The organism is Burkholderia sp. SRS-W-2-2016, assembly GCF_001931485.1.
Classification (GTDB): domain Bacteria; phylum Pseudomonadota; class Gammaproteobacteria; order Burkholderiales; family Burkholderiaceae; genus Paraburkholderia.
Genome location: NZ_MSDV01000040.1, coordinates 12161 through 37364 on the forward strand (window position 1 = coordinate 12161; position 25204 = coordinate 37364).

At 63.8% G+C, this 25204-nt stretch carries 24 protein-coding genes; 3 read left to right on the forward strand and 21 right to left on the reverse strand.

Features of this window, described 5'->3' with window-relative positions; genetic code table 11:
- Nucleotides 1–19: 19 nt before the first annotated feature.
- From rnc to BTH42_RS18100, 17 genes are all read right to left on the reverse strand, one after another.
- A complete protein-coding gene (gene rnc, locus BTH42_RS18020) occupies nt 20–1267 on the reverse strand; it encodes a ribonuclease III (RefSeq protein WP_075301836.1) in 1248 nt (415 codons plus the stop codon).
- 195 nt (nt 1268–1462) lie between these two features.
- Nucleotides 1463–2356, reverse strand: coding sequence for a signal peptidase I (lepB, locus tag BTH42_RS18025; protein WP_075301838.1), 894 nt, complete (start codon nt 2354–2356; stop codon nt 1463–1465).
- An 18-nt stretch (nt 2357–2374) separates the two neighbouring features.
- Nucleotides 2375–4168 carry a translation elongation factor 4 gene (lepA, locus tag BTH42_RS18030; RefSeq protein WP_075301840.1) on the reverse strand — a complete coding sequence of 598 codons (1794 nt, stop codon included), beginning with the start codon at nt 4166–4168 and terminating at the stop codon, nt 2375–2377.
- 263 nt (nt 4169–4431) lie between these two features.
- Nucleotides 4432–4704 (reverse strand): glutaredoxin family protein, encoded by a 273-nt coding sequence (locus BTH42_RS18035; protein ID WP_075301842.1) that lies wholly within the window; start codon nt 4702–4704, stop codon nt 4432–4434.
- Complete coding sequence (locus BTH42_RS18040; protein ID WP_075301853.1) at nt 4701–6221, reverse strand: DegQ family serine endoprotease; 1521 nt, start codon at nt 6219–6221, stop codon at nt 4701–4703. Before BTH42_RS18040 ends, BTH42_RS18035 begins: the two co-directional genes overlap by 4 nt.
- A 37-nt stretch (nt 6222–6258) precedes the next feature.
- Nucleotides 6259–7302 carry a MucB/RseB C-terminal domain-containing protein gene (locus BTH42_RS18045; RefSeq protein ID WP_075301986.1) on the reverse strand — a complete coding sequence of 348 codons (1044 nt, stop codon included), beginning with the start codon at nt 7300–7302 and terminating at the stop codon, nt 6259–6261.
- Nucleotides 7303–7306: 4 nt separating this feature from the next.
- A complete protein-coding gene (locus BTH42_RS18050) occupies nt 7307–7918 on the reverse strand; it encodes a sigma-E factor negative regulatory protein (protein ID WP_075301988.1) in 612 nt (203 codons plus the stop codon).
- 94 nt (nt 7919–8012) lie between these two features.
- Nucleotides 8013–8612: an RNA polymerase sigma factor RpoE gene (gene rpoE, locus BTH42_RS18055; RefSeq protein ID WP_062127831.1), complete on the reverse strand. Its 600-nt coding sequence runs from the start codon at nt 8610–8612 to the stop codon at nt 8013–8015.
- A gap of 101 nt (nt 8613–8713) precedes the next feature.
- On the reverse strand, nt 8714–9124 hold the full coding sequence (locus BTH42_RS18060) for a hypothetical protein (RefSeq protein WP_075301990.1): 411 nt from the start codon (nt 9122–9124) through the stop codon (nt 8714–8716).
- A 134-nt stretch (nt 9125–9258) separates the two neighbouring features.
- Nucleotides 9259–10497: a beta-ketoacyl-ACP synthase II gene (gene fabF, locus BTH42_RS18065; protein ID WP_075301855.1), complete on the reverse strand. Its 1239-nt coding sequence runs from the start codon at nt 10495–10497 to the stop codon at nt 9259–9261.
- Nucleotides 10498–10753: 256 nt separating this feature from the next.
- Entirely contained in the window at nt 10754–10993 is a 240-nt protein-coding gene (gene acpP / locus BTH42_RS18070) for an acyl carrier protein (RefSeq protein WP_004197638.1), read from the reverse strand.
- A 151-nt stretch (nt 10994–11144) separates the two neighbouring features.
- Nucleotides 11145–11894, reverse strand: a complete 750-nt coding sequence (gene fabG / locus BTH42_RS18075) for a 3-oxoacyl-ACP reductase FabG (protein ID WP_075301857.1) — start codon at nt 11892–11894, stop codon at nt 11145–11147.
- Between the two features lie 120 nt (nt 11895–12014).
- The gene (fabD, locus tag BTH42_RS18080; RefSeq protein WP_075301859.1) at nt 12015–12950 is read right to left on the reverse strand and encodes an ACP S-malonyltransferase; all 936 of its coding nucleotides are present in this window, start codon (nt 12948–12950) and stop codon (nt 12015–12017) included.
- Nucleotides 12951–13066: 116 nt separating this feature from the next.
- Nucleotides 13067–14056, reverse strand: a complete 990-nt coding sequence (locus tag BTH42_RS18085; protein ID WP_075301861.1) for a beta-ketoacyl-ACP synthase III — start codon at nt 14054–14056, stop codon at nt 13067–13069.
- Complete coding sequence (plsX, locus tag BTH42_RS18090; RefSeq protein WP_075301863.1) at nt 14056–15162, reverse strand: phosphate acyltransferase PlsX; 1107 nt, start codon at nt 15160–15162, stop codon at nt 14056–14058. The genes BTH42_RS18085 and plsX overlap by 1 nt, the downstream gene beginning before the upstream one ends.
- A 123-nt stretch (nt 15163–15285) precedes the next feature.
- Nucleotides 15286–15465, reverse strand: coding sequence for a 50S ribosomal protein L32 (gene rpmF / locus BTH42_RS18095; protein ID WP_018421288.1), 180 nt, complete (start codon nt 15463–15465; stop codon nt 15286–15288).
- A 102-nt stretch (nt 15466–15567) separates the two neighbouring features.
- Nucleotides 15568–16212 carry a DUF177 domain-containing protein gene (locus BTH42_RS18100; RefSeq protein WP_075301865.1) on the reverse strand — a complete coding sequence of 215 codons (645 nt, stop codon included), beginning with the start codon at nt 16210–16212 and terminating at the stop codon, nt 15568–15570.
- Nucleotides 16213–16498: 286 nt separating this feature from the next.
- On the opposite strand from BTH42_RS18100, the gene BTH42_RS18105 reads away from it, so the two are divergent.
- Entirely contained in the window at nt 16499–17116 is a 618-nt protein-coding gene (locus tag BTH42_RS18105; RefSeq protein WP_075301867.1) for a Maf-like protein, read from the forward strand.
- The gene (locus BTH42_RS18110) at nt 17113–17832 is read left to right on the forward strand and encodes an SAM-dependent methyltransferase (RefSeq protein ID WP_075301869.1); all 720 of its coding nucleotides are present in this window, start codon (nt 17113–17115) and stop codon (nt 17830–17832) included. The genes BTH42_RS18105 and BTH42_RS18110 overlap by 4 nt, the downstream gene beginning before the upstream one ends.
- Before the next feature lie 121 nt (nt 17833–17953).
- On the opposite strand, the gene BTH42_RS18115 is transcribed toward BTH42_RS18110, so the two are convergent.
- Genes BTH42_RS18115 through BTH42_RS18130 form a run of 4 tightly spaced genes read right to left on the reverse strand, consistent with a single transcriptional unit; the run spans nt 17954 to nt 21091 of the window.
- On the reverse strand, nt 17954–18955 hold the full coding sequence (locus tag BTH42_RS18115) for a S49 family peptidase (RefSeq protein WP_075301871.1): 1002 nt from the start codon (nt 18953–18955) through the stop codon (nt 17954–17956).
- Between the two features lie 30 nt (nt 18956–18985).
- Nucleotides 18986–19405, reverse strand: coding sequence for a Rieske 2Fe-2S domain-containing protein (locus BTH42_RS18120; protein ID WP_075301873.1), 420 nt, complete (start codon nt 19403–19405; stop codon nt 18986–18988).
- Nucleotides 19402–20061, reverse strand: a complete 660-nt coding sequence (locus BTH42_RS18125) for an HAD-IA family hydrolase (RefSeq protein ID WP_075301875.1) — start codon at nt 20059–20061, stop codon at nt 19402–19404. Before BTH42_RS18125 ends, BTH42_RS18120 begins: the two co-directional genes overlap by 4 nt.
- Nucleotides 20054–21091: an RluA family pseudouridine synthase gene (locus tag BTH42_RS18130; RefSeq protein WP_075301877.1), complete on the reverse strand. Its 1038-nt coding sequence runs from the start codon at nt 21089–21091 to the stop codon at nt 20054–20056. The genes BTH42_RS18125 and BTH42_RS18130 overlap by 8 nt, the downstream gene beginning before the upstream one ends.
- 738 nt (nt 21092–21829) lie before the next feature.
- Here BTH42_RS18130 and BTH42_RS18135 point away from each other — a divergent pair.
- The gene (locus tag BTH42_RS18135; protein WP_075301879.1) at nt 21830–25102 is read left to right on the forward strand and encodes an Rne/Rng family ribonuclease; all 3273 of its coding nucleotides are present in this window, start codon (nt 21830–21832) and stop codon (nt 25100–25102) included.
- Nucleotides 25103–25204 lie beyond the last annotated feature (102 nt).

Genomic DNA, 25204 nt, shown 5'->3' on the forward strand with positions numbered 1-25204 from the left:
AGATGGGCGCCGCGGAAAATCAATGGCCCGCGTCGGCGACGCGCGTTTGCACCGCGTCGGCAACGCCGGGTTCGTGTTCGGCGGGTGCCGGGGCTACCGCGGCGACCGGCGCGGCTGCGGCGGTTACGCCCGGAGCGGCTGCGTCCGACGTGGCTTCGCGGCCGCGCTGACGGTCGGTGCCGCGGGGTGCGGAGACGGCTTCGGATTTGAAATCGTGGGCTTTGTCCGCGGGCTTTTCAGCGGGATGTGCGGCGCTACGTTCGAACTTGTCGCTGCGCTCCGCCTTGTCGTGCCCGCTGTATTCGACGTGCGCGGCGCGGATCACCGCGAGCGGCGCGCCACTGGCGCCCGGCGCGACGCGCTCGGCGGCGGGCTTGTCAGCAGCAGGTTTTTCGGTGACCGGCTTGTCGGCGTGCGCTTCCGCGGCACCGCTCGCGCGCCCTTCGCTGCGCACCGCGCCGCGCTCGTTCTTCCGATCAGGCGTGCGCAGATCCAGCGCGGCCTGCACGCCGGTCACGCCCGGCACGATCTCCTGTTCGGCGTTTTTCGCGGCACGCGCGCCTTTCGAACGCTTCGGCTTCGCGACCACGGCGGGTGCGGCGGCCATCACTTCGTCGAGCGCCTTCTTCGCGGCCGCCTGCTCCGCTGCGCGACGGCTCGCGCCCGAGCCGGACACCTTGACGTCCAGCTTCGGCACCGTGCATTCGACTTCGAACTGTTGATTGTGCGCCGCACCATGAGTCGCGACGACGGTGTAGGTCGGCAGCGCAATCTTGTGGCCTTGCAGATACTCCTGCAGCAGCGTCTTTGCGTCCTTGCCGAGCGTGCGCGGATCGATATGGTCGAGAATCGGGATGTAGAGCCGCTTGATGACCGTCTGGGCAGCGTCGAAGCCGCCGTCGAGGAAGATGGCGCCGAGTACCGCCTCGAGCGTATCGGCGAGGATCGACGGCCGGCGGAAGCCGCCGCTGCGCAGTTCGCCCTCGCCTAGCCGCAGGCCCTCGGAGATATTAAGCGCCTGAGCGATTTCGTAAAGCGACTGCTGTTTGACCAGGTTCGCGCGCACCCGCGACAGGTCGCCTTCGTCGAGTTTGCCGAAACGTTGGAACAAAAGCGCAGCCACCGCGCAATTCAGAACGGAGTCGCCGAGAAATTCGAGCCGTTCGTTATGCGTGGCGCTATGACTGCGGTGTGTTAAAGCCTGACGCAACAATTCCGCATTGCGAAATTCGTAGCGCAAACGGCTTTCCAACGGAGATAGAGGCATGGGCAGAGTATAACGCGGGCGCCTGACCCGGCGGAAACGCGGGGCGCCGGCGGAAAAAGCGTCGCGAAGCGACGTTACCGCGAGTTCTTAAAGTAGCGTAGCAACACGCCGCGATCGAGATAACCGGATGCCGGTTATTCGCGCGGCGTGTCTGAGGCAATCACGAGATGATCGTCATGCGATCAATCACGCGACTCACTGGAATGTGCCAATCCGTTTCAGATCGCTGAAGTTCATCCAGATGAAAAATGCCCGTCCAACGATATTGCGATCCGGCGCGAAACCCCAGTAACGGCTGTCCGCACTGTTGTCGCGGTTGTCGCCCATCATGAAGTAATTGCCCGGCGGCACTTTGCAGATCACACCGCGCGCGTTGTACGTGCAGTTATCGCGATACGGAAAATCTTCCGCGCCGACGATAAACGGCGGCACCGCCGGATTATTCAGAATCGCGTTCTTGCGGCCGTCGAGCTCTTCCATAAACTGCTTCGCATAGCCGAGCCGTTCTTCGTCGAGATAGTCGGGCAGCGGCGTTTGCGGCACCGGCTTACCGTTGATCGTGAGCCGCTTGTCCTGATACTCGACCACGTCGCCCGGCAGGCCGATCACGCGCTTGATGTAGTCGACCGATTCGTCCTTCGGATAACGGAACACCACCACGTCGCCACGTCGAACCGGACTGCCCTCGGTGATCTTGGTATTGGTGATCGGCAGACGCAGCCCGTATTCGAACTTGTTGACGAGGATGAAGTCGCCCACCAGCAGCGTCGGCACCATCGAACCCGACGGAATCTTGAACGGCTCGACCACGAACGAGCGCACCACGAACACCACCAGAATCACCGGGAAAAAGCTCGCCGTATATTCGAGCCACCACGGTTGACGCAGCTTGTCGTCGCGCAGACGCGAGCGCGTTTGCGCGGCGTTTTCATCGGCGAAACGCTCACCGACGCGAGCCTGTTGACGATCGAATTCGGCGACTGCGGCTTCCGCCGCGCGGCGTCGTGCCGGTAGGAAAACCAGTTTGTCCGCGACCCATGCGACGCCCGTCAAAACGACGAGCACAAAAAGAATCAGCGCAAAATTCATAGGGTTCCGTTATTCAACTTATTTGTCTTCGACACGCAGAATCGCGAGGAAAGCCTCTTGCGGAATCTCGACCGAGCCCACCTGCTTCATTCGCTTCTTGCCTGCCTTCTGCTTTTCGAGCAGTTTCTTCTTACGCGTAATATCGCCGCCGTAGCATTTTGCCAGCACGTTCTTACGCAACGCTTTAATGTTTTCGCGCGCAATAATGTTCGAGCCGATGGTCGCCTGCACCGCCACGTCGTACATCTGACGCGGAATCAGTTCGCGCATTTTCGCCGCCACTTCGCGGCCGCGATACTGGCTTTGCGAACGGTGCACGATGACCGACAGCGCGTCGACCTTGTCACCGTTGATCAGCATATCGACCTTCACGACGTCTGACGCACGGTATTCCTTGAACTCGTAGTCCATCGACGCATAGCCACGCGAGATCGACTTCAGGCGGTCGAAGAAGTCGAGCACCACTTCGCCCATCGGAATTTCATACGTGAGCTGAACCTGGCGGCCGTGATACTGCATGTTGATCTGCGTGCCGCGCTTTTGCGTACACAGCGTGATCACCGCGCCGACGTAGTCTTGCGGCATGTACAGATTCACGGTGACGATCGGCTCACGCACTTCTTCGATCTTCGACGGCTCCGGCATCTTGGCCGGGTTCTCGACCATCAGCGTGGTGCCGTCGCGCTGGACGACCTCGTAGACCACGGTCGGCGCCGTGGTGATCAGGTCCATATCGAATTCGCGCTCGAGACGTTCCTGCACGATCTCCATGTGCAGCAGCCCGAGGAAGCCGCAACGGAAACCGAAACCGAGCGCCTGCGACACTTCCGGCTCGTACTGCAGCGACGCGTCGTTGAGCTTGAGCTTTTCGAGCGAGTCGCGCAGCGCGTCGTACTGGTTCGCTTCGACCGGATAGAGACCCGCGAACACCTGCGGCTTCACTTCCTTGAAACCGGGCAGCGGCTCCGACGCCGGCTGACCGACGAGGGTCACCGTGTCGCCGACCTTCGCGGCCGCGAGTTCCTTGATGCCGGCGATGATGAAGCCCACCTGCCCGGCCGACAGCGATTCGAGATTCTTCGACTTCGGCGTGAACACGCCGATGTGTTCGACCGGATACTGCGCGCCGGTCGCCATCAGGCGGATCTTGTCCTTCGGACGCAGCGTGCCGTTGACGATACGCACCAGCATCACGACGCCGACGTAGTTGTCGAACCACGAATCGATGATCAGCGCCTGCAGCGGCGCGTTCGGATCACCCTTCGGCGGCGGCACCTTGGCGATCAGCGCTTCGAGCACATCCTCGACCCCGAGACCGGTTTTCGCGCTGCAATGCGTCGCGTCGGTCGCGTCGATGCCGATCACGTCCTCGATTTCGGCGATCGCGTTTTCCGGGTTCGCCGCCGGCAGGTCGATCTTGTTGAGCACCGGCACCACTTCGACGCCGAGTTCGATCGCCGTGTAGCAGTTGGCGACGGTTTGCGCTTCCACGCCCTGACTCGCGTCGACGACCAGCAGCGCGCCTTCGCACGCGGACAGCGAGCGGCTGACTTCGTACGAGAAGTCGACGTGGCCCGGCGTGTCGATCATGTTCAGGTTGTAGACGCGGCCATCGCGCGCGCGATAGGTCAACGCGGCGGTTTGCGCCTTGATGGTAATGCCGCGCTCGCGCTCGAGATCCATCGAGTCGAGCACCTGTGCTTCCATCTCGCGGTCGGACAGACCGCCGCAAATCTGGATGATGCGATCGGCGAGCGTCGACTTGCCATGGTCGATGTGCGCAATGATCGAGAAGTTACGAATATGATCCATTCAGTGCCGATCAAGCGAAAAGGCGCGCCCGGACAATAGCGGAGCACGCCTTGTAAGTAGGTGAAAAACCTATCTATTTTAGCCGAAAAGGCTATCGGCCGGCGTATCTTGCGAAGGCCGGACCGAAAGACGGCACGGAAGATGCGAGAAACTCAGCGGAAGCAGCGGCAAATTCGCGCGTAAATCAATGCGCGCGACGCGTGCCCTCGCGGATGATGAGGCCAAACCAGACAGAACCAGCGAGCCGCCGGGGACAAAGCGCATCAAGATGGCGCCGCCGCGCGCAGCGCATACGCGCTCAATGCGGCACGCACGCGCGCTTCGTCGAGATGGTAGTGGCACAGTTCGACGCCGTCGCACACCAGAACCGGTACTAGCTCGTTATAACGCGCTTCAAGCAGCGGATCGGTATCGACGTCGATGACAGTTACCTGCGCACCGAACTCGGCCAGCAACGGCTCGAGCGCGGCACGCATGTCCTCGCATAGATGGCACCACGCGCGCCCATAGAGCGTGAGCGATGCCGTGTTCGTCATTTTTGCGCGCGCGGGCGGATCGGCACGAACTGCGTGTTCTCGCCGCGGCGGACCAGCAGCGCGACCATCTTCTGCGGATCCAGATGCGAGGTCAGTTCGTCGAACTGTTTCGCGCCCGTGACGTCCGTGTCGCCGACCCGCAGAATGATGTCGCCCTTCTGCAGCCCGACCCGCACAGCCGGTCCGTCGACCGCGTCGATCTGCACGCCGTTGTGAATCTTCAGCGCTTTCTGCTGATCGGCCGGAATGTCGCTAACCGCGATGCCGAGCGCGTTGGTCGCGCGTTGCTTCGGCGCCTGCGGCTTCTTCTGATCGGCCTTCGCGACCTTGTCGGCTTGCATCTCAGCGATCGTGACCGGCAACTCGTGCGTCTGACCCTTGCGCCAGATGGTCAGCGTCGTCTTCGTGCCCGGCTTCGTATCGCCGACCATGCGCGGCAGATCCGTCGCGGTGTCGACCGAATGGCCGTTGAACTTCAGGATGATGTCGCCCGGCTGCACGCCGGCCTTGTCGGCCGGGCCGCCCGGCTCGACGCTGCTGACCAGCGCGCCCTGCGCCTTCGGCAGACCGAGCGAGTCGGCGACGTCCTTCGTCACTTCGCCGATCGCCACCGCGATTCGGCCCCGCACCACCTTGCCCGAGCTCTTCAGCTGATCGGCGACGCGCATCGCTTCGTCGATCGGAATCGCGAACGAAATGCCCATGAAGCCGCCGGTACGGCTGTAGATCTGCGAGTTGATACCGATCACCTCGCCCTGCATGTTGATCAGCGGACCGCCCGAATTACCCGGGTTCACCGCGACGTCGGTCTGGATGAACGGCAGGTAGTCGCCGGTATCGCGTCCCTTTGCACTGACGATGCCGGCCGTCACCGTATTTTCGAGCCCGAACGGCGAACCGATCGCGACGACCCATTCGCCGACGCGCACCTTGTTCGAATCGCCGATCGTGATGGTCGGCAGGTTCGATGCGTTGATCTTCACGACCGCGACGTCCGTGCGGTCATCGACGCCGATCAGCTTCGCCTTGAATTCGCGTTTGTCGGTCAGCGTCACGTAAATGGTGTCCGCGTCGTCGACGACGTGCGCGTTGGTCATCACGTAGCCGTCCGCGGACAGGATGAAGCCCGAGCCGACCCCGCTGTTCTGTTCGGGATCGTTGCTGTCCGGCGTATCCTGGCCGCCGCTGCCACCACCGCCACCGTTATCGCCGCCCCGCGGCGTACCCGGGGAGCCCGGCGATTGCGGCGACTGCGGCAAAGGAATGCCGAAGAAACGGCGGAAGAACTCCGACATATCGCCGTCGTCCATGCCGGGCGGCAGGCCGCCGCGGGAACTGCCGCTCGACACACGGGTGGTCGTGCGAATGTTGACGACCGCCGGGCCGACCTTGTCGACGAGGTCCGTGAAGTCAGGCAGATTGGCGGCGGGAGCCGCCGACGCCATATGCGGTACGAGCGGCAAACAAGCCGCTACCAGTACGGCCGCGAGGAATTTGCGCACCGAAAAAGTCGTCATATCGTCACAAACCGAGGGATTTCAGGATTCGGAAGGGTTACTTCGGAGCTTTGTATTCTATGGCAGACGCGAACTGCTGCAATGTGGTTTGGGGCACTTCACCCAGCAGGGTTATCCAGAAGTTCCCCTGGCGCTTGACGAGAACGTGCGTTGCGCCGCTGTTGCCCGTGCCTTCCTTGCGGGTGTTGTTTTCCACCGGCTCGACGAACACCGAGATGGCCGCGAGACCGTCGGAGAACACAGCCTGATCGACCGGAATGGGCGGTTGCCCCGCTTCGCGCGACGCCATCGGACGGCGCAGTTGGCGAATCATACGAAAGCCCGGCACCGACGGTGCGATTTGCCAGCCTTGCGCGGCCAGATCGACGGGCTCGACCGGGGGACGCACGACTGTCCAGCCCGCCAGATTGCGAATACCGTTGACGATGCCGGCTTTATCCACCGGCACACCGATCCGCACTTGCGTGAACGAAAGCTGTTCAAGCACCTGACCGCTCGGGTCGAGCGTTTGCGCACGCAGCAGCAGGCCGGTCTTGCTGTCGGCCCAGAGCTTGTGCGCGAAACGATAGCCGTCTTTCGGATCAAGCTCCATCACGACGCTGTCGACGCCCGCGACGCGGTCGCCGCCGAGCATTTTCGGCTCGTAGACGGACAGCACCTGTTCGCCATCGACGGCCAGCAGCGCGGGGAACGAGTCCTTGTTCTGCCGTTTTTCGACGACCACCAGACGGCGCTCCGGCACGAACGTATACATGTCGTCGTTATGCCGCAACATCTTGCGCGGCTTGCCGTCGAGACTTTCCAGCTGCTCGAACTGGCCGTCCGTGTGGGTGGAGTAATGCGCGATACGCGACGTCTGCACGAAATCGCCGCGCTGATAGACGAACGCGCCCTCGTAGTTCTGCTGCTGGGCGGCCTGATGGATGCGATCGAGCAGTTCCGCCGCCGTACGCCGTACGGCAGCCGGATCGGCTGTTTGTGCGAAGACCCGCGGTGTGGCGGACAACAATACGGCTGCGCAGAACAGAAATGCCGGCAACCGCCCCCAGATAGTCGTTTTATTCAACCGCGAAGTCTGCATCAAACTATTGGCCTTGCGTGGAGACTGACGCAGCGCGGATCACCGGCATCGCGCCGGCCATTGCCGGTTGTTGCGCGAACTGCTGGTGGGCTTCGAGGTATTGATCGAGGCTGGCGTCGCGAATGATGTTGGAGTCTTGCGACGACGGCACCGACGCCATCGCCACGCGTTGCACCGTGTCGCCACGCGACTGAACCGACGCGAGCTGCGCGCCCGGGCCGCCCGGCACACCCTGCAATTGCGGCACCACGATCCAGGTCAGGGTGGCGGCCGCGGCAGCTACCGCGAAGGCCGGCACCACGCGGCGGCGCAAACCCAGCAAACGGCGCGCGACAGGCGCGGCGGCCGGTGCCAGCAGATGCGGCTCACTTTCGAGACGCGCGGCGAAACCGCTCAGAAAGGCGCTGCTTTTCGCCGGGCTGACCGCCAGATCGTCGGAACGCAGCGCGTCGCCGATCAGGTGATAGCTCGACCACGCAGCGCGATCGTCGCCTTTGAATTCCGCGAGAAACTTGTCCAGATTCAGATGCTCTTCGTCGAACAGCTCACCGTCGACAAAAGCGGACAGACGCTCGCCGTGCGAGCCCGCTTGCGATTGCATCGAGACCGACCCCATGATGCTCCCCATCTTACGAATACCCCGTAGTGACACCACTAATCCAGATATTGCACCGCTGCCCCGCGGGATTAGCTGAACGCTCGATACGCGTTTACCAGCGTTTGCCTTCGGGTGTGTCAAGCAACGGACGCAATTTTGCCGCAATGGCTTCGCGAGCGCGGAAAATTCGTGATCTGACGGTGCCAATCGGGCAATCCATCATCTCGGCGATTTCCTCGTAGCTCAAACCCTCAATTTCTCGAAGAGTAATGGCGGTGCGCAGTTCTTCCGGCAAAACCGCCATCGCAGCATTGACCGTTTCGGCGATCTGCTTGCTCATCAACATCGACTCGGGCGTGTTGATATCCCTTAGTTGGTCGGCGTCCGAGAAAGTTTCAGCTTCTTCAGCATCTGCTTCGGTCGAGGTCGGCGCGCGCCGGCCCTGGGTGGCAAGGTAGTTCTTCGCGGTATTTACCGCAATCCGGTACAACCACGTATAGAACGCAGACTCCCCGCGAAACTGCGGCAACGCGCGATACGCCTTGATAAAGGCGTCCTGGGCAACGTCCTCGACTTCGGCGGGGTCCCGCACGAGTCGCGAGATCAAGCGAAGAATCTTGCGGTGGTATTTGGAGACCAGAAGCTCGAAGGCGGCCTTGTCGCCCTTCTGGACGCGCTCGACCAGCACCTGATCAATTTCTTTTTCGCTCACCTGATAAATCCGTTAACTATAGGGCGCATGGCGGGGGACCATTGTAGCGTTCCCCTCGTGAGGGCACGTTACTACGGTAACAGCGGTTACAGTCGTTACAGTCAGGCGCCGGCCGCATGCCGGCCCAGCACGGAAAGCTCCCGAAAGACAGCGGCCGGCAGCGCATCGGCGGTGAGCAGCACGGTGCGGGAGCGCCCGGGTGTGGGCCGCCGCGGCCAGGCCGCGCGACTACGCGGCGAGCGATCCGCAGGCTCCAGCGCGAGTACCAGCAAACGGCCGCTCCACTGCGCACAGCCGACCACGCGGCCTTGCGCGAGCAGCCCACCTGCCCGATTCCACGCGGACAGCTCCCCGGAGCCGATCCGCAGCGCGGCAGGCTGCGCCGCGTCATAGCGCGCCGCGCACAGCGCAAGCAGCATAGCGATCGCGAACGTCAACGGAATGGTCTGCCACGCGCCGAGTTCAGGCGCGAGGCAGGTATAAACAGCCAGGGTAGCAATCAGCACGAACATTCCCAGCGCGACGCGCAGCGAGAACGAACGACGCAGCGCAATGCGCTGCGTCGTTCCGCCCAACGTTGCCGGCCCGGGGGAATCCGCCGGCGTAGCCGGCGTCGTGGACTGACGCGTCACCCGTGCTCAGGCGATCAGGCGCGCTTGAACACCAGCGTGCCGTTCGTGCCGCCGAACCCGAACGAGTTCTTCAGCGCGACATCGATCTTCATCTCCCGCGCGGTGTTCGCGCAGTAGTCGAGATCGCAGGCCGGGTCCTGGTTGAAGATGTTGATGGTCGGAGGCGAGACCTGGTGATGCACGGCGAGCACCGTGAACACCGACTCCAGACCGCCGGCGCCGCCCAGCAGGTGACCCGTCATCGACTTGGTCGAGTTCACGACCATGTTCTTTGCGTGATCGCCGAACGCGCGCTTGATGCCGGTGGTTTCCGCGAGGTCGCCGAGCGGCGTCGAGGTACCGTGCGCGTTCAGGTAGTTCACCTGGTCGCCGTTGATGCCCGCGTTCTTCATTGCGGCCAGCATGCAGCGGCGTGCGCCGTCGCCGTCTTCGAGCGGGGCGGTCATGTGATACGCGTCGCCGCTCATCCCGTAGCCGCCGACTTCCGCGTAAATCTTCGCGCCGCGCGCCTTCGCGTGTTCGTACTCTTCGAGCACCATCACGCCGGCGCCCTCGCCCAGCACGAAGCCGTCGCGGTCCTTGTCCCACGGACGGCTCGCGGTGGCCGGATCGTCATTGCGTTGCGACAGCGCGCGCGCCGCCGCAAAGCCGCCGATGCCGAGCGGCGACACGGTCGATTCCGCGCCGCCCGCGATCATCACGTCGGCGTCGCCGTATTCGATCAGGCGCGAAGCCTCGCCGATACAGTGCAGACCGGTCGTACACGCGGTGACGATCGACAGATTCGGACCCTTGATGCCGAACTTGATCGACAGATGGCCGGAGATCATGTTGATGATCGATGCCGGCACGAAGAACGGCGAAATCCGACGCGGGCCACGATTGAGCAGCTCGGTCTGGGTGATTTCGATCATCGGCAGACCGCCGATGCCCGAACCGACCACCACGCCGATGCGCTCGGAATTCTCGTCGGTGACTTCGAGACCGCTGTCCTGCATCGCCTGGATGCCCGCGGCCACGCCGTAATGGATGAACGTATCCATGTGGCGCGCTTCCTTACCGGGGATGTAGTCCTCGATATTGAAGCCCTTCACCTCGCCGGCGAAACGAGTCGAGAAGTTCGACGCATCGAACTTCGTGATATTGGCAATCCCAGACTTGCCGGCGACCAGATTGGCCCAGCCATCGGCAACATTATTGCCAACAGGCGAAATCAGCCCCAGGCCTGTAACAACAACACGACGGCGGCTCACGGTAACCCCTTTTTCATAGATGACAAAAGCAAAAGCCACAGCGGCCACAGGAATCTGCCCTGTGTGCCCTGTGGCTGTTTAAGTCGGCAATCGCGCGGAAAGTTGCGCTGTCAGCATCGCTGGCTCCTGCATCGCAAGCGGCGTGGCGAATGGTAATCCAACGGACACGCCCAAAAGCGTCATCCCTGCTGATACCGCGAGGCGGCCCGGCAGGGTGTCATGCGCGGCCAGTGCAGAAGCGCAGGCGCGAATGACCTTAGGCCTTGACGTTCGCGCGAGCGTAGTCGATCGCTTGCTGAACGGTGGTGATCTTCTCGGCTTCTTCATCCGGAATTTCCATGCCGAATTCGTCTTCGAGGGCCATCACGAGCTCAACGGTGTCGAGCGAGTCGGCGCCGAGATCGTTCACGAACGACGCTTCGTTCTTGATTTCCGCTTCCGCAACGCCCAGTTGTTCCGCGACGATCTTCTTGACGCGCTGTTCGATATTGTCCATTACCCCTCCAAGGGAAAAGAAGTTCAAAAATACAGGTGCGCGCATTTTATCAGGTTTGACCCGGCAAAAAAGCTGCGCATCGGGTTCCTGTCGACGCTTGCGCCTCGTGCTTTTACTAACGCATCAAGGCGCGGATAGTAACCGAATCCGGTTACTGCATGTACATGCCGCCGTTCACGTGCAGCGTCGTTCCGGTGATGTAGCCGGCTTGCGGCGACGCCAGAAACGCGACCGCGTGTGCGATGTCTTCCGGGCTGCCGAGACGGCCGAGCGGAATCTGCGTCTTCAGCGCGGTCTGCTGCTCTTCGGGCAGCGCCTTCGTCATGTCAGTGTCGATGAAACCCGGCGCGACGCAGTTGACCGTGATGCCGCGGCTGCCGATCTCGCGCGCGAGCGCACGGGTCATACCGGCGACGCCGGCCTTAGCGGCCGCGTAATTGATCTGCCCCGGGTTGCCGGCCGAACCGACCACCGAGGTGATGTTGATGATGCGGCCGCCCTTGGCCTTCATCATCGGGCGCAGCACCGCGCGCGACAGACGGAACACCGACTTCAGGTTGGTGTCGATCACCGAATCCCAGTCGTCGTCCTTCATGCGCATCGCCAGTTGGTCCTGGGTGATGCCGGCGTTGTTCACCAGTACGTTCAGCACGCCGAATTCCTTGACCGTGCCGTCGATCAGCGCTTCCGCCGCAGCCGCGTCGTTGACGTCGAGCACCGCGCCGCGGCCGTTCACGCCGGCCGCCTTGAATGCTTCGCTAATCGCCGCCGCGCCGCTTTCGCTGGTCGCGGTACCGATCACGGTCGCGCCCTGGCGCGCGAGTTCCATCGCGATCGCACGGCCGATACCGCGCGACGCGCCGGTCACGATTGCGATCTGCTTGTCGAGAGTCTTTTCCATCTGTCAGTCCGGATGCCCTTCAAAGGGCTCGTTGATTCTTGTTGGTTCTGGATGCCGCGCAATGCCGCAACGGAATTTCGTCGCGGCACGGGCCCGAGCGACGCCTGCGAGACGGCTCGCTCAGCCTGCCGTCACCAGCTTCAGCGTTTCTTCGAGCGACGCCGGATCGAACACCGACGCACCGGTCAGATTGCCGTCGATCCGCTTGGTCAGGCCCGCAAGGACCTTGCCCGGACCGCATTCGATCACGTGCGTGACGCCTTGCGCGGCCATCGCCTGCACGCATTCGACCCAGCGCACCGGACCGGCCGCCTGGCGCACCAGCGCGTCCTTGATCGCGGCGGGCTCGTTGACCATCGCGACGTCGACGTTATTGATCACGGGAATCGACGGCACCTTCACTTCGATGCTGGCGAGGTACTCGCGCAGTTGATCCGACGCGGGCTTGAGCAGCGACGAATGGAACGGCGCCGACACCGGCAGCGGCAGCGCGCGCTTCGCGCCCTTCGCCTTCGCGACTTCGCAGGCCTTCTCGACCGCGGCCTTGTGGCCGGCAATCACGACTTGCGCCGGCGCGTTGAAGTTGACCGCCTCGACCACGCCCGCCGCCGACGCCTCCGCGCACACCGCGCGAACCGTGTCGTCGTCGAGACCGAGAATCGCAGCCATCCCGCCTTCGCCGACCGGCACGGCGGTCTGCATCGCCTCCGCGCGGAAACGCACGAGCGGCACCGCGTCGCGAAACGCGAGCGCGCCGGCCGCGACCAGCGCCGTGTATTCGCCCAGGCTATGACCGGCGACGAGCGCCGGCGCCGGGCCACCTGCCTGCTGCCACGCGCGATAAATCGCGTAGGCCGCGGTCAGCATGACCGGCTGGGTGTTGGTGGTGAGATTGAGATCTTCGGCAGGGCCTTCGGCGATCAGCTTGCCGAGGTCCTGATTGAGGGCGTCGGAGGCTTCCTGAACCGTCTCGCGCACGATTGCGTGATCGGCGAATGCGTTGAGCATGCCCACCGTCTGCGAGCCCTGGCCAGGAAAAACGAACGCGAATTTCATATCGTCCCCAAAATCTGTTTAATCGGATCGGACGACCGGCAGCCGCTGCCACGGATGGGCGCGTCACACCGGTCGCTCAGGCACCGTGAGCGGTGCGTTGCGAAGCGTGGCTACGCTCAGTAGCGGATAACCGACGCGCCCCACGTGAAGCCGCCGCCCACGCCTTCGATCAGCACGTTCTGGCCGCGCTTGATGCGGCCGTCGCGCACCGCGACGTCGAATGCGAGCGGAATGGACGCCGCCGACGTATTGCCGTGCTCGCCCACCGTGACGACCATGCGCTCCTGCGGCAAGCCGAGCTTGCGGCAGGTGCTTTGCATGATGCGGATGTTGGCCTGGTGCGGGATCAGCCAGTCGATCTGGTCCGGCGTCAGATTAGCTTTTTCGAGCGCTTCGATCGCGACCTTTTCGAGCACGTTGACCGCCAGCTTGAACACCGCCTGGCCGTCCATGTGCAGGAATGCGCTGCCGGCGACCACACCGCCGTTCACATTGCCCGGCGTGCACAGAATGTTCGAGTGGCTGCCGTCAGCATGCAGCGCGCTTGCCAGCACGCCCGGTTCGTCGGCCGCCTGCAGGATCACTGCGCCGGCGCCGTCGCCGAACAGCACGCAGGTGGTGCGATCGTTGAAATCGAGAATGCGCGAGAACGTCTCCGCGCCGATCACCAGCGCGGTGCGATGCTGGCCGCTGCGGATCAGCGCGTCCACCGTCGCGACCGCGTACGCGAAGCCGGAGCAGACCGCCTGCACGTCGAATGCGGCGCCGTGATTCTTGATGCCGAGCTTGTTCTGCAGCAGGCAGGCGGTGCTCGGAAACACGAAGTCGGGCGTGGAGGTGGCGACGACGATCAGGTCGATCGACTGCGGATCGATGTCCGCCGCTTCGATCGCGCGCTGCGCGGCGATCAGCGCGAGGTCGCTGGTCGTCATGTCCGGCTCGGCGAAATGACGCGCATGAATGCCGGTGCGCGCGACGATCCATTCGTCACTCGTCTCGACACCCTGCTTCGCGAGACGCTCGGCGAGATCCTGATTGGTGACGCGCTGCGGCGGCAGATAGCTGCCGGTGCCCAGCACGCGGGAATAGATTGTGGATTGAGCCATTATGCCTTCGAGGATTGCGCAGCGTAGGGCTCGGCCGGCTGGCCTGCAATGGGGCTTGCGTTGCCCGCACCGCTTGCGTCGCGCGCCGCCTGTTCGAGGGAACCCGCGTTCTCCTCCATTGCTCGCGCAAGGCGCTCCAGCACGCCGTTTTTGACGGCATCATACCCGCGTTTGATGGCCCACTCAAACGCGTAGGCATCGGCGGAACCGTGGCTTTTGATCACGAGGCCGCGCAAGCCGAGCAGCGCGGCGCCATTGTATTGCCGATGGTCGACGCGTTTCTTGAAACGCATCAATACCGGCAGCGCGAGCACCGCCATCACCTTGGTGAGCCACGAACGGCCGAACTCTTCCTTGATGATATTGGAGAGCATCTGCGCGAGACCTTCCGACGTCTTCAACGCGACGTTACCGACAAAGCCATCGCAGACGATCACGTCCACGGTGCCTTTGTAGATATCGTCGCCTTCTACGTTGCCGTGAAAGTTCAGTGTACTCGCACGCAGCAGTTCGCCGGCGCGTTTGATGATGTCGTTGCCCTTGATGACCTCTTCGCCGATATTGAGCAGGCCGATGGTGGGCCGCTCCTTACCCTCGAGCGCCGACACGAGCGCGTGCCCCATCTCCGCGAACTGCAGCAGATGCTGCGGCTCGCAGTCGACGTTGGCGCCCAGGTCGAGCATCATCGTGTAGCCGGTGGGATTGGGCAATGCGGACGCGATGGCCGGGCGTTCGATGCCCGACAGCGTTTTCAGCACATAGCGGGAGACCGCCATCAGCGCGCCGGTGTTGCCGGCGGAAATGCAGGCTTGCGCCTCGCCTTCCTTGACGCGATTGAGCGCCACGCGCATCGACGAATCTTTTTTCTTGCGCAGCGCGACCTCGACCGGGTCGTCCATTGCGACGACCTCGGACGCAGGCACGACGGTCAACGCCGGCAGATCCTGAGCCTTGAGCTTCTTCAGCTGCGCACGAATCGCACTTTCAATGCCGACGAGCAGTAGCTGCACGTCAGGATGCGAACGAGCGAAGTTGACGGCAGCGGGAACGGTCACGGACGGGCCGTGGTCGCCTCCCATGCAATCGATCGTGAGCTTTACTGTCATGGAGTGCGACGAATTTCAGACACAAAAAAGCGGCAGTTGAATGCCGCCCTTTTGCCGAACCGGGAAAATGTCAAGCGAGCCGATCGCCACGCGAAACGCCAAAGGGCGCAACGCAGTGAACGATTAGTCGTTCTTCGTCTTGACGACTTTCTTGCCGCGATAGTAGCCGTTCGGGCTAATGTGGTGACGCAGATGCACTTCGCCCGTGCTCGGCTCGACGGCCAGCGGCGCGGTCGTCAGGAAATCGTGCGAACGGTGCATGCCGCGCTTCGACGGCGACTTCTTATTTTGTTGAACTGCCATGACTATAACTCCTAAAAATTTTCCGAATTCTAACACAGCCCGATACGGTGTCCGCCACTGGCCAGATGGCCAATACGCCCGCATCGCGCACCCTGCAACTGTTTAGTGCTTACTGCCGCCCGGCTCGTCGCGCTTCAGACTTTCGAGCGCCGCAAACGGATTGCGCCGCTCGGGCTCGCCGGCATCGCCAGCTTCGTCCTGCGCGGCTTCGTCGCCCTCGCCTTCGCTGCCGTCCACACCCGAGACAAGACTCTCGTGCACTTTCGGACAGACCTCGTGCTTGGGCACGAGCGGCAAGGAAAGCAGCAACTCTTCTTCGATCAAGTCGATGAGATCGAACTGGCGCGAGCCCACGATCACTTCGACTTCATCCTCGTCGAGCGGAAACTCTTCGGCTTCCGCCTCCGTATTGACGATCCGGTAAGTTGCATCGACGTTGAATGCCTGCGAATACGGCGTCAAGCAGCGCTGACATTCGAGCCACGCGGAACCGTGAACCGCCAGCCTCAGATAAGGCTGGGGACCTTCGGTGCCGTCGTCCTGCAATTCCGGCTGGTTCGCCCCTTCGGCTTGCCACGTGAACGCGGTGTCGCGATCTGGCGCTTCCGCCGGGACTTCGTTTAACATGCGCGGCAGTTGCGAGACGCGCACGACACCCGCGGCCTGACGCCCACTCCGCGCAAATTCGAACAGATCGAGTTCATGCGGGTCGGACAGACCTGCAGGTTTGCCAGGATGTTGAGTCATGTGCGCTCCTGCGTCGACAAACATGTTGCCGGGGTGATCCGCGACGGTAAGACCGGCGCGGAGATAAACCGGTGTGCAAGACATGATGGATCAGGCCTTCGCTCAATGCTACTGCGGCTTTCAGGCCAGTGGAATCAGCGAACGCGGCAAGCCCATCTAGCGCAAGCATACCGTGAAAAGCCCGAAATCATATCCGTTTTGTCTTTTCGAGTCAAACACTTAAGCCCGTACGCGCGCAAGCTCCGCGCGACCCCGTACGACCCGCCTCCCTAGCCGCCGGTTATCCATGTCCGATTCCTCCAAACGCCCGCCACGCCTGATTCTGGCGTCGAGTTCGCGCTATCGCCGCGAGCTGCTCGAACGCCTGCGCGTGCCGTTCGACGTCGTCGTGCCCGCGCTCGACGAAACCCCGCTCGCCGGCGAAACGCCCGAAGCGACCGCACTGCGCCTCGCCGAAGCCAAAGCGCGCGCGGTCGCCGCCGGGCTGCCTGCCGGCGAGCCCGCGCTCGTGATCGGCTCCGACCAGGTCGCCACCTACGACGGCCTGCAGATCGGCAAGCCGGGCACGCACGAGAAGGCGCTCGCGCAATTACAGGCGATGCGCGGCCGCGAAGTGCTGTTCCATAGTGCGCTGTGCCTGTTCGACCGCGCCACGGATCACGCGCAGACCATCGACGTCATCACTCGCGTACGTTTCCGCAACCTGCCGGACGCCGCGCTCGACGCCTATCTGCGCGCCGAAACCCCGTACGACGTCGCGGGCAGCGCCAAATCCGAGGGTCTCGGAATCGCGCTGCTAGAAGCAATCCATTCGGACGACCCGACCGCGCTGGTCGGCCTGCCGCTGATCGCGCTGACGAGCATGCTGCTCGCGGCCGGCTACCCACTTCTGGAGACTCAATGAGCGGCACCCTGTACCTGATTCCCAATACGCTCGGCGAAGGCGACGCGAGCGCGCTCGAACTCGTCCTGCCGGCGCCGGTGCGCGCCCGCGCGGCGTCGCTGCACTATTACATTGGCGAAAACGCGAAAACCACTCGCGCGTTCCTGAAGAAGGTCGGCACCGAGAGGCCGATCCAGGAAATCGAGATTCGCGAACTGAACGTGAATACGCCGGCCGGCGAGATCGACCGGCTGCTCGCGCCGCTGCTCGCCGGCACCGACGCGGGACTGGTTTCGGAAGCCGGCTGCCCGGCCGTCGCGGATCCGGGCGCGCTGCTGGTGCGGCGCGCGCACGAGCGCGGCGTCAAGGTCGTGCCGCTGGTGGGGCCGAGCTCCATTCTGCTGGCCTTGATGGCGTCGGGCCTGAACGGCCAGAGCTTCGCGTTCCACGGTTACCTTCCGGTCGACGCCACCGAGCGCGCGAAACGTCTGCGCGATCTCGAGCAGCAGTCGCGCAAGGCGAAGCAGACGCAGATTTTCATCGAAACGCCGTACCGCAATCGTGCGCTGCTCGACACGCTGCTTGCGAGCTGCGCGCCGTCGACTCTCGTCTGCGTCGCGGTCGATCTCACCCTGCCCTCGGAGACGATCGCCAGCCGCACGGTCAGCGACTGGAAGAAGAAGCCGGAAATCGATCTGCACAAGCGGCCGGCGATCTTTCTGATTCTGGCTAACTGATCTGAGCGATGCCGCCCGGCTGACGTCTGCCGAGCGCACATAAAGCGCAAAACCGCGCCAGCAAAGAAAAGCCCGCGCGATCCGAACCACGATCGCGCGGGCTTTTTTTATAACAGCGAAGTCAATGCAGGTTTAGCTCCGAGCCCAAGGCCATCGCGCGCACCGCGCCTGCGCCGACCGCAGCGCCGAACTTGCGCGCAACGCGGTCCGAAATGCTTTCTTTGACCGTGTAGTCGACGATATCCGGTGCCTTGAAAATTTCCCGCGCCACGTAGTCCGGATCGCCGAAGCCATCGGCAAGGCCCAGATCGACGCTTTTCTGGCCAGTCCAGAACAGACCCGAGAACATGTCCGGCGTCTCGTGCAGCCGCTTGCCCCGGCCCTGGCGCACTGCATCGATGAACTGGGCATGGATTTGATCCAGCATGTCCTGCGCATGTTCGTCCATCTTCGGCGTTTCCGGCGAGAACGGGTCGAAAAAGCCCTTGTTCTCACCCGACGTATGCAAACGACGCTGCACCCCGAGCTTGTCCATCAGCCCGGTAAAGCCGAAGCCTTCCATCAACACACCGATCGAACCGACGATGCTCGCCTTGTCGACATAGATTTTGTCGGCCGCGGCCGCGGCGTAGTAGCCTCCCGACGCACACATATCGCCCACCACCACGTAAAGCGGAATTGACGGATATTTGGCGCGCAATCGCCGAACTTCGCTATTGATGATGCCCGCCTGCACCGGACTCCCACCCGGGCTGTTGCAGTACAGGATCACGCCGGCTGTATCAGCATCCTCGAAAGCACTACCAAGTGCAGTGTTGATATCTTCCGCATTCGCGCGCGAATCCGACGCGATTTCGCCCTCAATCGACACCATCGCGGTATGCCTCCCGGTCGTGGCGACGCGCTCGCCGGTCAAGCTGAACAAGCTCCAGACGATCAGCAACAGGACCGCCAGAAACAGGAAACGGAAGAAAATTTTCCAACGGCGCGCCGACCGCTGTTCGGTGATCGCGGCCAACGCGATGCGCTCCAGCGCAGCCCGCTCCCAGGTGGGCTCGCCAGCCGTCGACGAGGAACGGCCAGCCGGTGCGGGGTCCTTCTCAGGGGTCAAATTGTCGGACATGCGGGCAATGAGATGAGGGGGAAAGGAAAATCAGGACGTGGCCGGCAGCAACTCACCGTCCGGCAACCAGAATACCGCACGGCCTTCGGGCGTATCGCGCTCCTCGACCTGCAGCGGCCGCAACTTGCCGCCGCGACACGGTCCACCGACGCATTTGCCGGTATCAGGCGCGTAAATCGCGCCATGTGTCGCGCACATCAAGTATAAGCCTGACGATTCGAAGAACTGCCCTTCCGACCAGTCGAGCTCCATCGGCACATGCGCGCAGCGGTTCAGGTAGCCGTAGGCGTGACCGTCGTAGCGGACGAAAAAAACCACCACGTCGTCGCCGCCGAGCCGCGCGTCGCGCCGGATCCCGTCACCGCCGTCGCGCAACTCGTCCGCCGCGCAGATCCGCACCGCCGCCGCGGCCGTGCCGGCGGCCCCGTCCACCCCGCCGCCGTCGCTCATGCGTGCTCCCGCAGCCAGCCGGACAGATCACCGACGCTCGACGCGACGAACTTCGGCTCCAACGCGGTCAGCGAATTGGCCGGATGCGCGCCATACGTCACGCCGATGCCCGCCACGCCGGCATTGATCGCCATCTGCAGATCATGCGTCGTGTCGCCGATCATCACGGTGCGCGCATTATCCTGCCCCAATTCACGGGTCAGCTCGTGCAGCATGGCCGGATGCGGTTTCGAGAAGGTCTCGTCCGCACAGCGGGTGCCGTCGAACAGGCTGGTCAGGCGCGCCTGGTCGAGCGCGCGGTTCAGCCCGACGCGGCTCTTGCCGGTCGCCACCGCGAGCAGATAGCCCAGATCGCGCAACTCCTGCAGCATGTCGCGCACACCCGGGAACAGTTCGGTGGTCTGATCCTTCACCAGATAATGGAAGCGGTAGCGCTCCGAAAGACGCGGATAGTCGGCCGGATCGAGCGTGGGCGCGGCCAGCTGCAGCGCGTCGCGCAGCCCGAGACCGATCACGTAGCTCGCCGCCTCGTCGGCGGGAACCGGCAGGCCGAGGTCGCGGCACGCCGCCTGAATGCTGCGCGTGATGTGCACGGTCGAATCCATCAACGTGCCATCCCAGTCGAACACGATCAGATCAAATTGCTCTCTAGCCATGCAAGGTCGCCTCCGGGTTGGACCCCGTGCGTAGTTCGTTGAGTTGCTGGATAAAGCCGCGGCACTCCGGCGGCAGCGGCGCGTCGAGCTGCAGCGGCGCGCCGGTGGCCGGATGCGTGAGCTTGAGCCGGTAAGCATGCAGGAACATGCGCTTGATGCCCGGCTTCGCATTGGCGCGGGCGAGCGCCTTGTTCAGCGCGAAATCGCCGTATTTGGCATCGCCGACGATCGGCAGTTCCAGATGCTGCAAGTGCACGCGAATCTGGTGAGTCCGCCCGGTCTTCAACTCCGCCTCCAGCAGCGCGTAGTCCGGCCAGCGGTCGACCAGATTGAAGATCGTATGCGATGCGAGCCCGTCCGCCTGCACCCGCACGCGGCGCTCGCCGTCGGCGGTCGAATACTTGTGCAGCGGCTCCTTGACCGCGCGGCGGCGGCCCCAGTCGCTTGCCCACTCGCCGTGCACGCATGCGTAATAGCGCTTGTCCATCCGGTTGTCGCGGATCTGTTCGTGCAGATTGACGAGCGCCGCGCGCTTTTTCGCCAGCATCAGCACGCCGGAGGTTTCGCGGTCCAGCCGGTGCACCAGTTCGAGAAATTTCGCCTGCGGGCGCGCCGCACGCATCTGCTCGATCACGCCGAACGCCACGCCGCTGCCGCCGTGCACGGCGACACCCGCGGGCTTGTCGATCACCAGCAGATGCTCGTCTTCGAACAGGATCGGAAAACCGGCGGCCGGCACCGGCACGGGGGCAGCGGCTTCATTCTGCTGCGCGACGCGGATCGGCGGCACGCGCACGAGATCGCCGAGTTCGAGCCGGTACTGCGCATCAATCCGGCCCTTGTTCACACGCACCTCGCCGCTGCGCAAGATCCGGTAGATATGGCTTTTCGGCACGCCCTTGCAGACGCGCAACAGGAAGTTGTCGATGCGCTGTCCGGCCGAGCTGTCGTCGATTTCGATCAGCGAGACCTGGTCGCTCGCAACCGCGCCTGCAACCGATCTCTGGGATGTTTTGCCTAACTCTTTCATTCTGAATATAATTTGCCCAGCAGTCCGCGACGGCCGGCGCAGTGTCCTCACAGCGTTCGGAATGTGGGTGGATTGCGCGAGCGCAAGCGATAAACCGTTATTTTACTTGCGCCGGGGTCTGGTTGCTCACCCTGAAAATGAGATGCACCAAGTTGCACGCACGAAGTCGGTACCCGGCAGGGACGGCGCCCACAGGCGCGTTCGGTCAAAGGTCGGCTTCGACGGTAACGGAATTTTGGTAAAAAAGAATTTGGCTTTCAGCTTCGCGATCCGGGTGGTATAGCGCCCTGCCCGAAGCTGCAAGTAGCGAAAATACGGCGTGCGCCCGTGGCGTCTTGTAGAAAGTACAAGACATGGCGACGTCAAAAAATGAAGCGAGACACCCCCAGCAGGAAAAGACGCGCCGCCTGCGCGAACTTCCCGTTGCGGCATGACCCGGCTTTGCCGTCCGCTCGTGCGCCCAGTTGGCGCGCCGGCTCGACATGACGAAGGCTTGTGATGGTCTGCTGGCAGCACGGGGCGTGTCAGGTCATGATTTGAAGCCGTGTTCGCATGTGCCCTGCGGCACCGCGCCCATTTTTAGCCGGGCCGGGCCCTCCCAGGCAATTCTCCCGCCATCATTCCCGCTCCAGCGTGCTTGTGAAAACACAATAAGACGCGGCACGCCGCTGCCCTCCCTTGCTCTCGCGACTGACAACCGCGCAGCCTGGGCCGGCGAGGCCGCTCTGGAGCCGTTCAATGAAACGAATGTTGTTCAACGCGACGCAGCAGGAAGAACTGCGCGTCGCCATCGTCGATGGGCAAAAACTCATCGACATCGACATCGAAACCACCGGCCGCGAACAGCGCAAAGGCAATATTTACAAAGGCATCATCACCCGCATCGAGCCGTCGCTCGAGGCGTGCTTCGTCAATTACGGCGAAGACCGCCACGGCTTCCTGCCGTTCAAGGAAGTCGCGCGCCAGTACTTCCGCGAAGGCGTCGATATGCGTTCCGCACGCATCCAGGACGCGCTCAAGGAAGGCCAGGAGCTGATCGTCCAGGTCGAAAAAGAAGAACGTGGCAACAAGGGCGCGGCCCTGACCACCTTCATCTCGCTCGCCGGCCGTTACCTCGTGCTGATGCCGAACAACCCGCGCGGCGGCGGCGTATCGCGCCGGATCGAAGGCGATGACCGCCAGGAACTGCGCGAAACGATGGCCCAGCTGCAACTGCCGGAAGGCATGAGCATCATCGCGCGCACGGCCGGCATCGGTCGCAGCGCCGAAGAGCTGCAGTGGGACCTGAACTACCTGATGCAGCTGTGGCGCGCGATCGAAGCCGCGTCGCAAAGCGGCACCAGCGGTCAGCCGATGCTGATCTATCTCGAATCGAGCCTCGTGATTCGCGCGATCCGCGATTACTTCCAGCCCGACATCGGCGAAATTCTGATCGACACCACCGAAATCCATGACCAGGCCCGCGCCTTCATGGATATCGTGATGCCCGATAATGTCAGCAAGGTGAAGCGGTATCACGACGATGTGCCGCTGTTCTCGCGTTTCCAGATCGAACACCAGATCGAAACCGCGTACTCGCGCACGGTGCCGCTGCCGTCGGGCGGCGCGATCGTGATCGACCACACCGAAGCACTGGTCGCGATCGACGTGAACTCGGCGCGCGCCACCAAGGGTGCGGACATCGAGGAAACGGCCGCGCGCACGAACCTCGAAGCGGCCGACGAAGTCGCCCGCCAGTTGCGTCTGCGCGACCTGGGCGGCCTGATCGTGATCGACTTCATCGACATGGAGTCGGCCAAGAGCCAGCGCGAAGTCGAGCAGCGCCTGAAAGACGCGCTCAAGCACGACCGCGCCCGCGTGCAGATGGGCAAGATCTCGCGCTTCGGCCTGATGGAACTGTCGCGCCAGCGTCTGCGTCCGGCGCTGTCGGAAGGCAGCCACGTGACCTGCCCGCGCTGCAACGGCACGGGCCACATCCGCGATACCGAATCGTCCGCGCTGCAAGTGCTGCGGATCATTCAGGAAGAAGCGATGAAGGAAAACACCGCGGCGATCCACTGCCAGGTGCCGGTCGAAGTGACCGCCTTCCTGTTGAACGAGAAGCGTGCCGAGATCAACAAGATCGAATCGCGTTTCAAGGTCAACGTCGTGCTGATCCCGAACAAGCACCTCGACACCCCGCACTACAAGCTCGAGCGTCTGCGTCACGACGATGCGCGCCTCGACGACCCGCGCGCGTCGTGGAAGATGGCCGAGGAAGCGGCCCGCGAACTCGAGTCGGAAACCGGTTACAGCAAGCGCACCGAGGAAGTGAAGCCGAAGCAGGAAGCGGCGGTCAAGGGCATCACGCCCGAGAAGCCGGCGCCGAGCGCGCCGGTTCGCCCGGCGGCTACGCCCGCTCCGGTCGCGGTGACGCCGGCGAGCGGCGGCTTTATCGGCTGGTTGAAGAAGCTGTTCGGCGTGCAGCCGGCGGCTCCGGAACCCGTTGTGCCGGCTACGGCCGACAAGCAGACCCGTCCGCAACGCGGCGAACGCACGGAGCGCGGTGAGCGCACCGGCGAACGCGGCGGCGATCGCAACCGCAACCGCCGTGGCGGCGCAGGCGGCCGCGACGCGGCAGCGCGCGGCGAAGGCGTGAGCGGCGGCCGTCAGGGACAAGGTCAGCAACCGTCGCAGCGTCGCGAGGAACGTGAAGGTCGCGAACCGCGTGAGGCGCGCGAAGGCCGCGAACCGCGTGCGCCCCGTGAAGCACGTGAGCCGCGCGAACCGCGTGAGATCCGTGAAGGCCGTGAGCCGCGCGAGGCCCGCGAGCCGCGTGAAGCGCGCGAAGGCCGTGACGGTCGCGAGCGCGACAACCGTGGCGCCGAGCGTGCGGATGCAGTCGAAGGCGCCGCGCGCGCCGAACGCCAGGAACGCGGCGAGCGCCGTGAGCGTGGCGAACGCGCCGAACGTGGCGAGCGTCGCAAGCCGCAAGTCGAAGCAGCCGCAGCACTGACGCAATCCGACGCCGCGCAGGCCGACGATGAACTGGCCCGCAACCGCGCGGCCGTCGCTATCGGCGAAGACGGCGCACCGGTCGATCAGGAAGCGGCGGCACGTGATGGCGAAGAGCGTCGTCGTCGCCGTCGTGGCCGTCGTGGCGGTCGTCGTGAGCGCGAAGAGGACGTCAACGGCAACCTCGCCGCGGATGTCGCGGAAGCCGAAGGCGATAACGTCGGCGCGAACGACGAAGCTCCGCTGCGTGCGGCCGAGCCGGTCGAGCGCAAGGCGGAAGCTGCCGAAGCGAAAGACGTGACGCCGGTCGAAGTGGTGGTCGCCGCTGTCGCGACGGAAACCGCGGTCGTCACCGAGCTGCACGCTGCCGCCGAAACGCCGGCGCTGGCTGCGGAAAGCGCGGCGAAGACCGAAAAGGTCGTGCCGGTCGAACAGGCTCCGGTGGCAGTTGAACCGGCAGCGCAAGCGCCGGTGGCAGTTGAAGCTGCGCCGACCGTCAGCGAGACGGCAACGCCGGTCGAGCCGGTCGCGCGTGTCGAGGCTGCGCCTGTCGAAGCTCCGGCAGCCGCACCGGCTGTCGAAGCACAGCCGGCGCAAGCTGCGCCCGCGGCCGAGGTGCAAGCCGAAGCGCCGGCCGCACTCGACACCGCGGCTCCGGCCACGGTCGTCGCGGCCCCTGCCGCCGAACCGGCGCCGCAAGCCGAGATCGTCGAAGCGCAACCGGTCGTGGCAGCAGAGCCGGCTGTCGTCGAGCCGGCCCCGGTCGCCGCGGCACAGCCCGTAGCACAGCCGGCGCCGCAGGCTCCGGCCCGCGCCGCATCGGCCGAGGCACTGCAGCCGATCCTCGAGCAGGCTGGCCTGATCTGGGTCAACACCGACGCCGACAAGCTGCGCGCCGCGCAGGAAGTGGCGGCGCAGACCGTCAAGCCGGCGCGCGTGATCCGTGAGCGCAAGGCACTGCCGCCGGCCGACAGCACGCCGATGCAGCAGGTCGAAACGGTCAAGCAGCCGCATTAAGCTGCCTGCCGGTCGCTGACCACGAAAAAGCCCGCCCCTCCCGGCGGGCTTTTTCTTTTTGGCGGACCGCCTCCCCGTATACCCCCACCCGCGTCGCAGGCC

Coding starts and splice junctions, on each gene's coding strand:
- rnc (WP_075301836.1), bottom strand. CDS start 1,267: ATGCCTCTATCTCCGTTGGAAAGCCGTTTGCGCTACGAATTTCGCAAT.
- lepB (WP_075301838.1), bottom strand. CDS start 2,356: ATGAATTTTGCGCTGATTCTTTTTGTGCTCGTCGTTTTGACGGGCGTC.
- lepA (WP_075301840.1), bottom strand. CDS start 4,168: ATGGATCATATTCGTAACTTCTCGATCATTGCGCACATCGACCATGGC.
- BTH42_RS18035 (WP_075301842.1), bottom strand. CDS start 4,704: ATGACGAACACGGCATCGCTCACGCTCTATGGGCGCGCGTGGTGCCAT.
- BTH42_RS18040 (WP_075301853.1), bottom strand. CDS start 6,221: ATGACGACTTTTTCGGTGCGCAAATTCCTCGCGGCCGTACTGGTAGCG.
- BTH42_RS18045 (WP_075301986.1), bottom strand. CDS start 7,302: ATGCAGACTTCGCGGTTGAATAAAACGACTATCTGGGGGCGGTTGCCG.
- BTH42_RS18050 (WP_075301988.1), bottom strand. CDS start 7,918: ATGGGGTCGGTCTCGATGCAATCGCAAGCGGGCTCGCACGGCGAGCGT.
- BTH42_RS18060 (WP_075301990.1), bottom strand. CDS start 9,124: ATGTTCGTGCTGATTGCTACCCTGGCTGTTTATACCTGCCTCGCGCCT.
- acpP (WP_004197638.1), bottom strand. CDS start 10,993: ATGGACAATATCGAACAGCGCGTCAAGAAGATCGTCGCGGAACAACTG.
- fabG (WP_075301857.1), bottom strand. CDS start 11,894: ATGGAAAAGACTCTCGACAAGCAGATCGCAATCGTGACCGGCGCGTCG.
- fabD (WP_075301859.1), bottom strand. CDS start 12,950: ATGAAATTCGCGTTCGTTTTTCCTGGCCAGGGCTCGCAGACGGTGGGC.
- BTH42_RS18085 (WP_075301861.1), bottom strand. CDS start 14,056: ATGGCTCAATCCACAATCTATTCCCGCGTGCTGGGCACCGGCAGCTAT.
- plsX (WP_075301863.1), bottom strand. CDS start 15,162: ATGACAGTAAAGCTCACGATCGATTGCATGGGAGGCGACCACGGCCCG.
- rpmF (WP_018421288.1), bottom strand. CDS start 15,465: ATGGCAGTTCAACAAAATAAGAAGTCGCCGTCGAAGCGCGGCATGCAC.
- BTH42_RS18100 (WP_075301865.1), bottom strand. CDS start 16,212: ATGACTCAACATCCTGGCAAACCTGCAGGTCTGTCCGACCCGCATGAA.
- BTH42_RS18105 (WP_075301867.1), top strand. CDS start 16,499: ATGTCCGATTCCTCCAAACGCCCGCCACGCCTGATTCTGGCGTCGAGT.
- BTH42_RS18110 (WP_075301869.1), top strand. CDS start 17,113: ATGAGCGGCACCCTGTACCTGATTCCCAATACGCTCGGCGAAGGCGAC.
- BTH42_RS18115 (WP_075301871.1), bottom strand. CDS start 18,955: ATGTCCGACAATTTGACCCCTGAGAAGGACCCCGCACCGGCTGGCCGT.
- BTH42_RS18120 (WP_075301873.1), bottom strand. CDS start 19,405: ATGAGCGACGGCGGCGGGGTGGACGGGGCCGCCGGCACGGCCGCGGCG.
- BTH42_RS18125 (WP_075301875.1), bottom strand. CDS start 20,061: ATGGCTAGAGAGCAATTTGATCTGATCGTGTTCGACTGGGATGGCACG.
- BTH42_RS18130 (WP_075301877.1), bottom strand. CDS start 21,091: ATGAAAGAGTTAGGCAAAACATCCCAGAGATCGGTTGCAGGCGCGGTT.
- BTH42_RS18135 (WP_075301879.1), top strand. CDS start 21,830: ATGAAACGAATGTTGTTCAACGCGACGCAGCAGGAAGAACTGCGCGTC.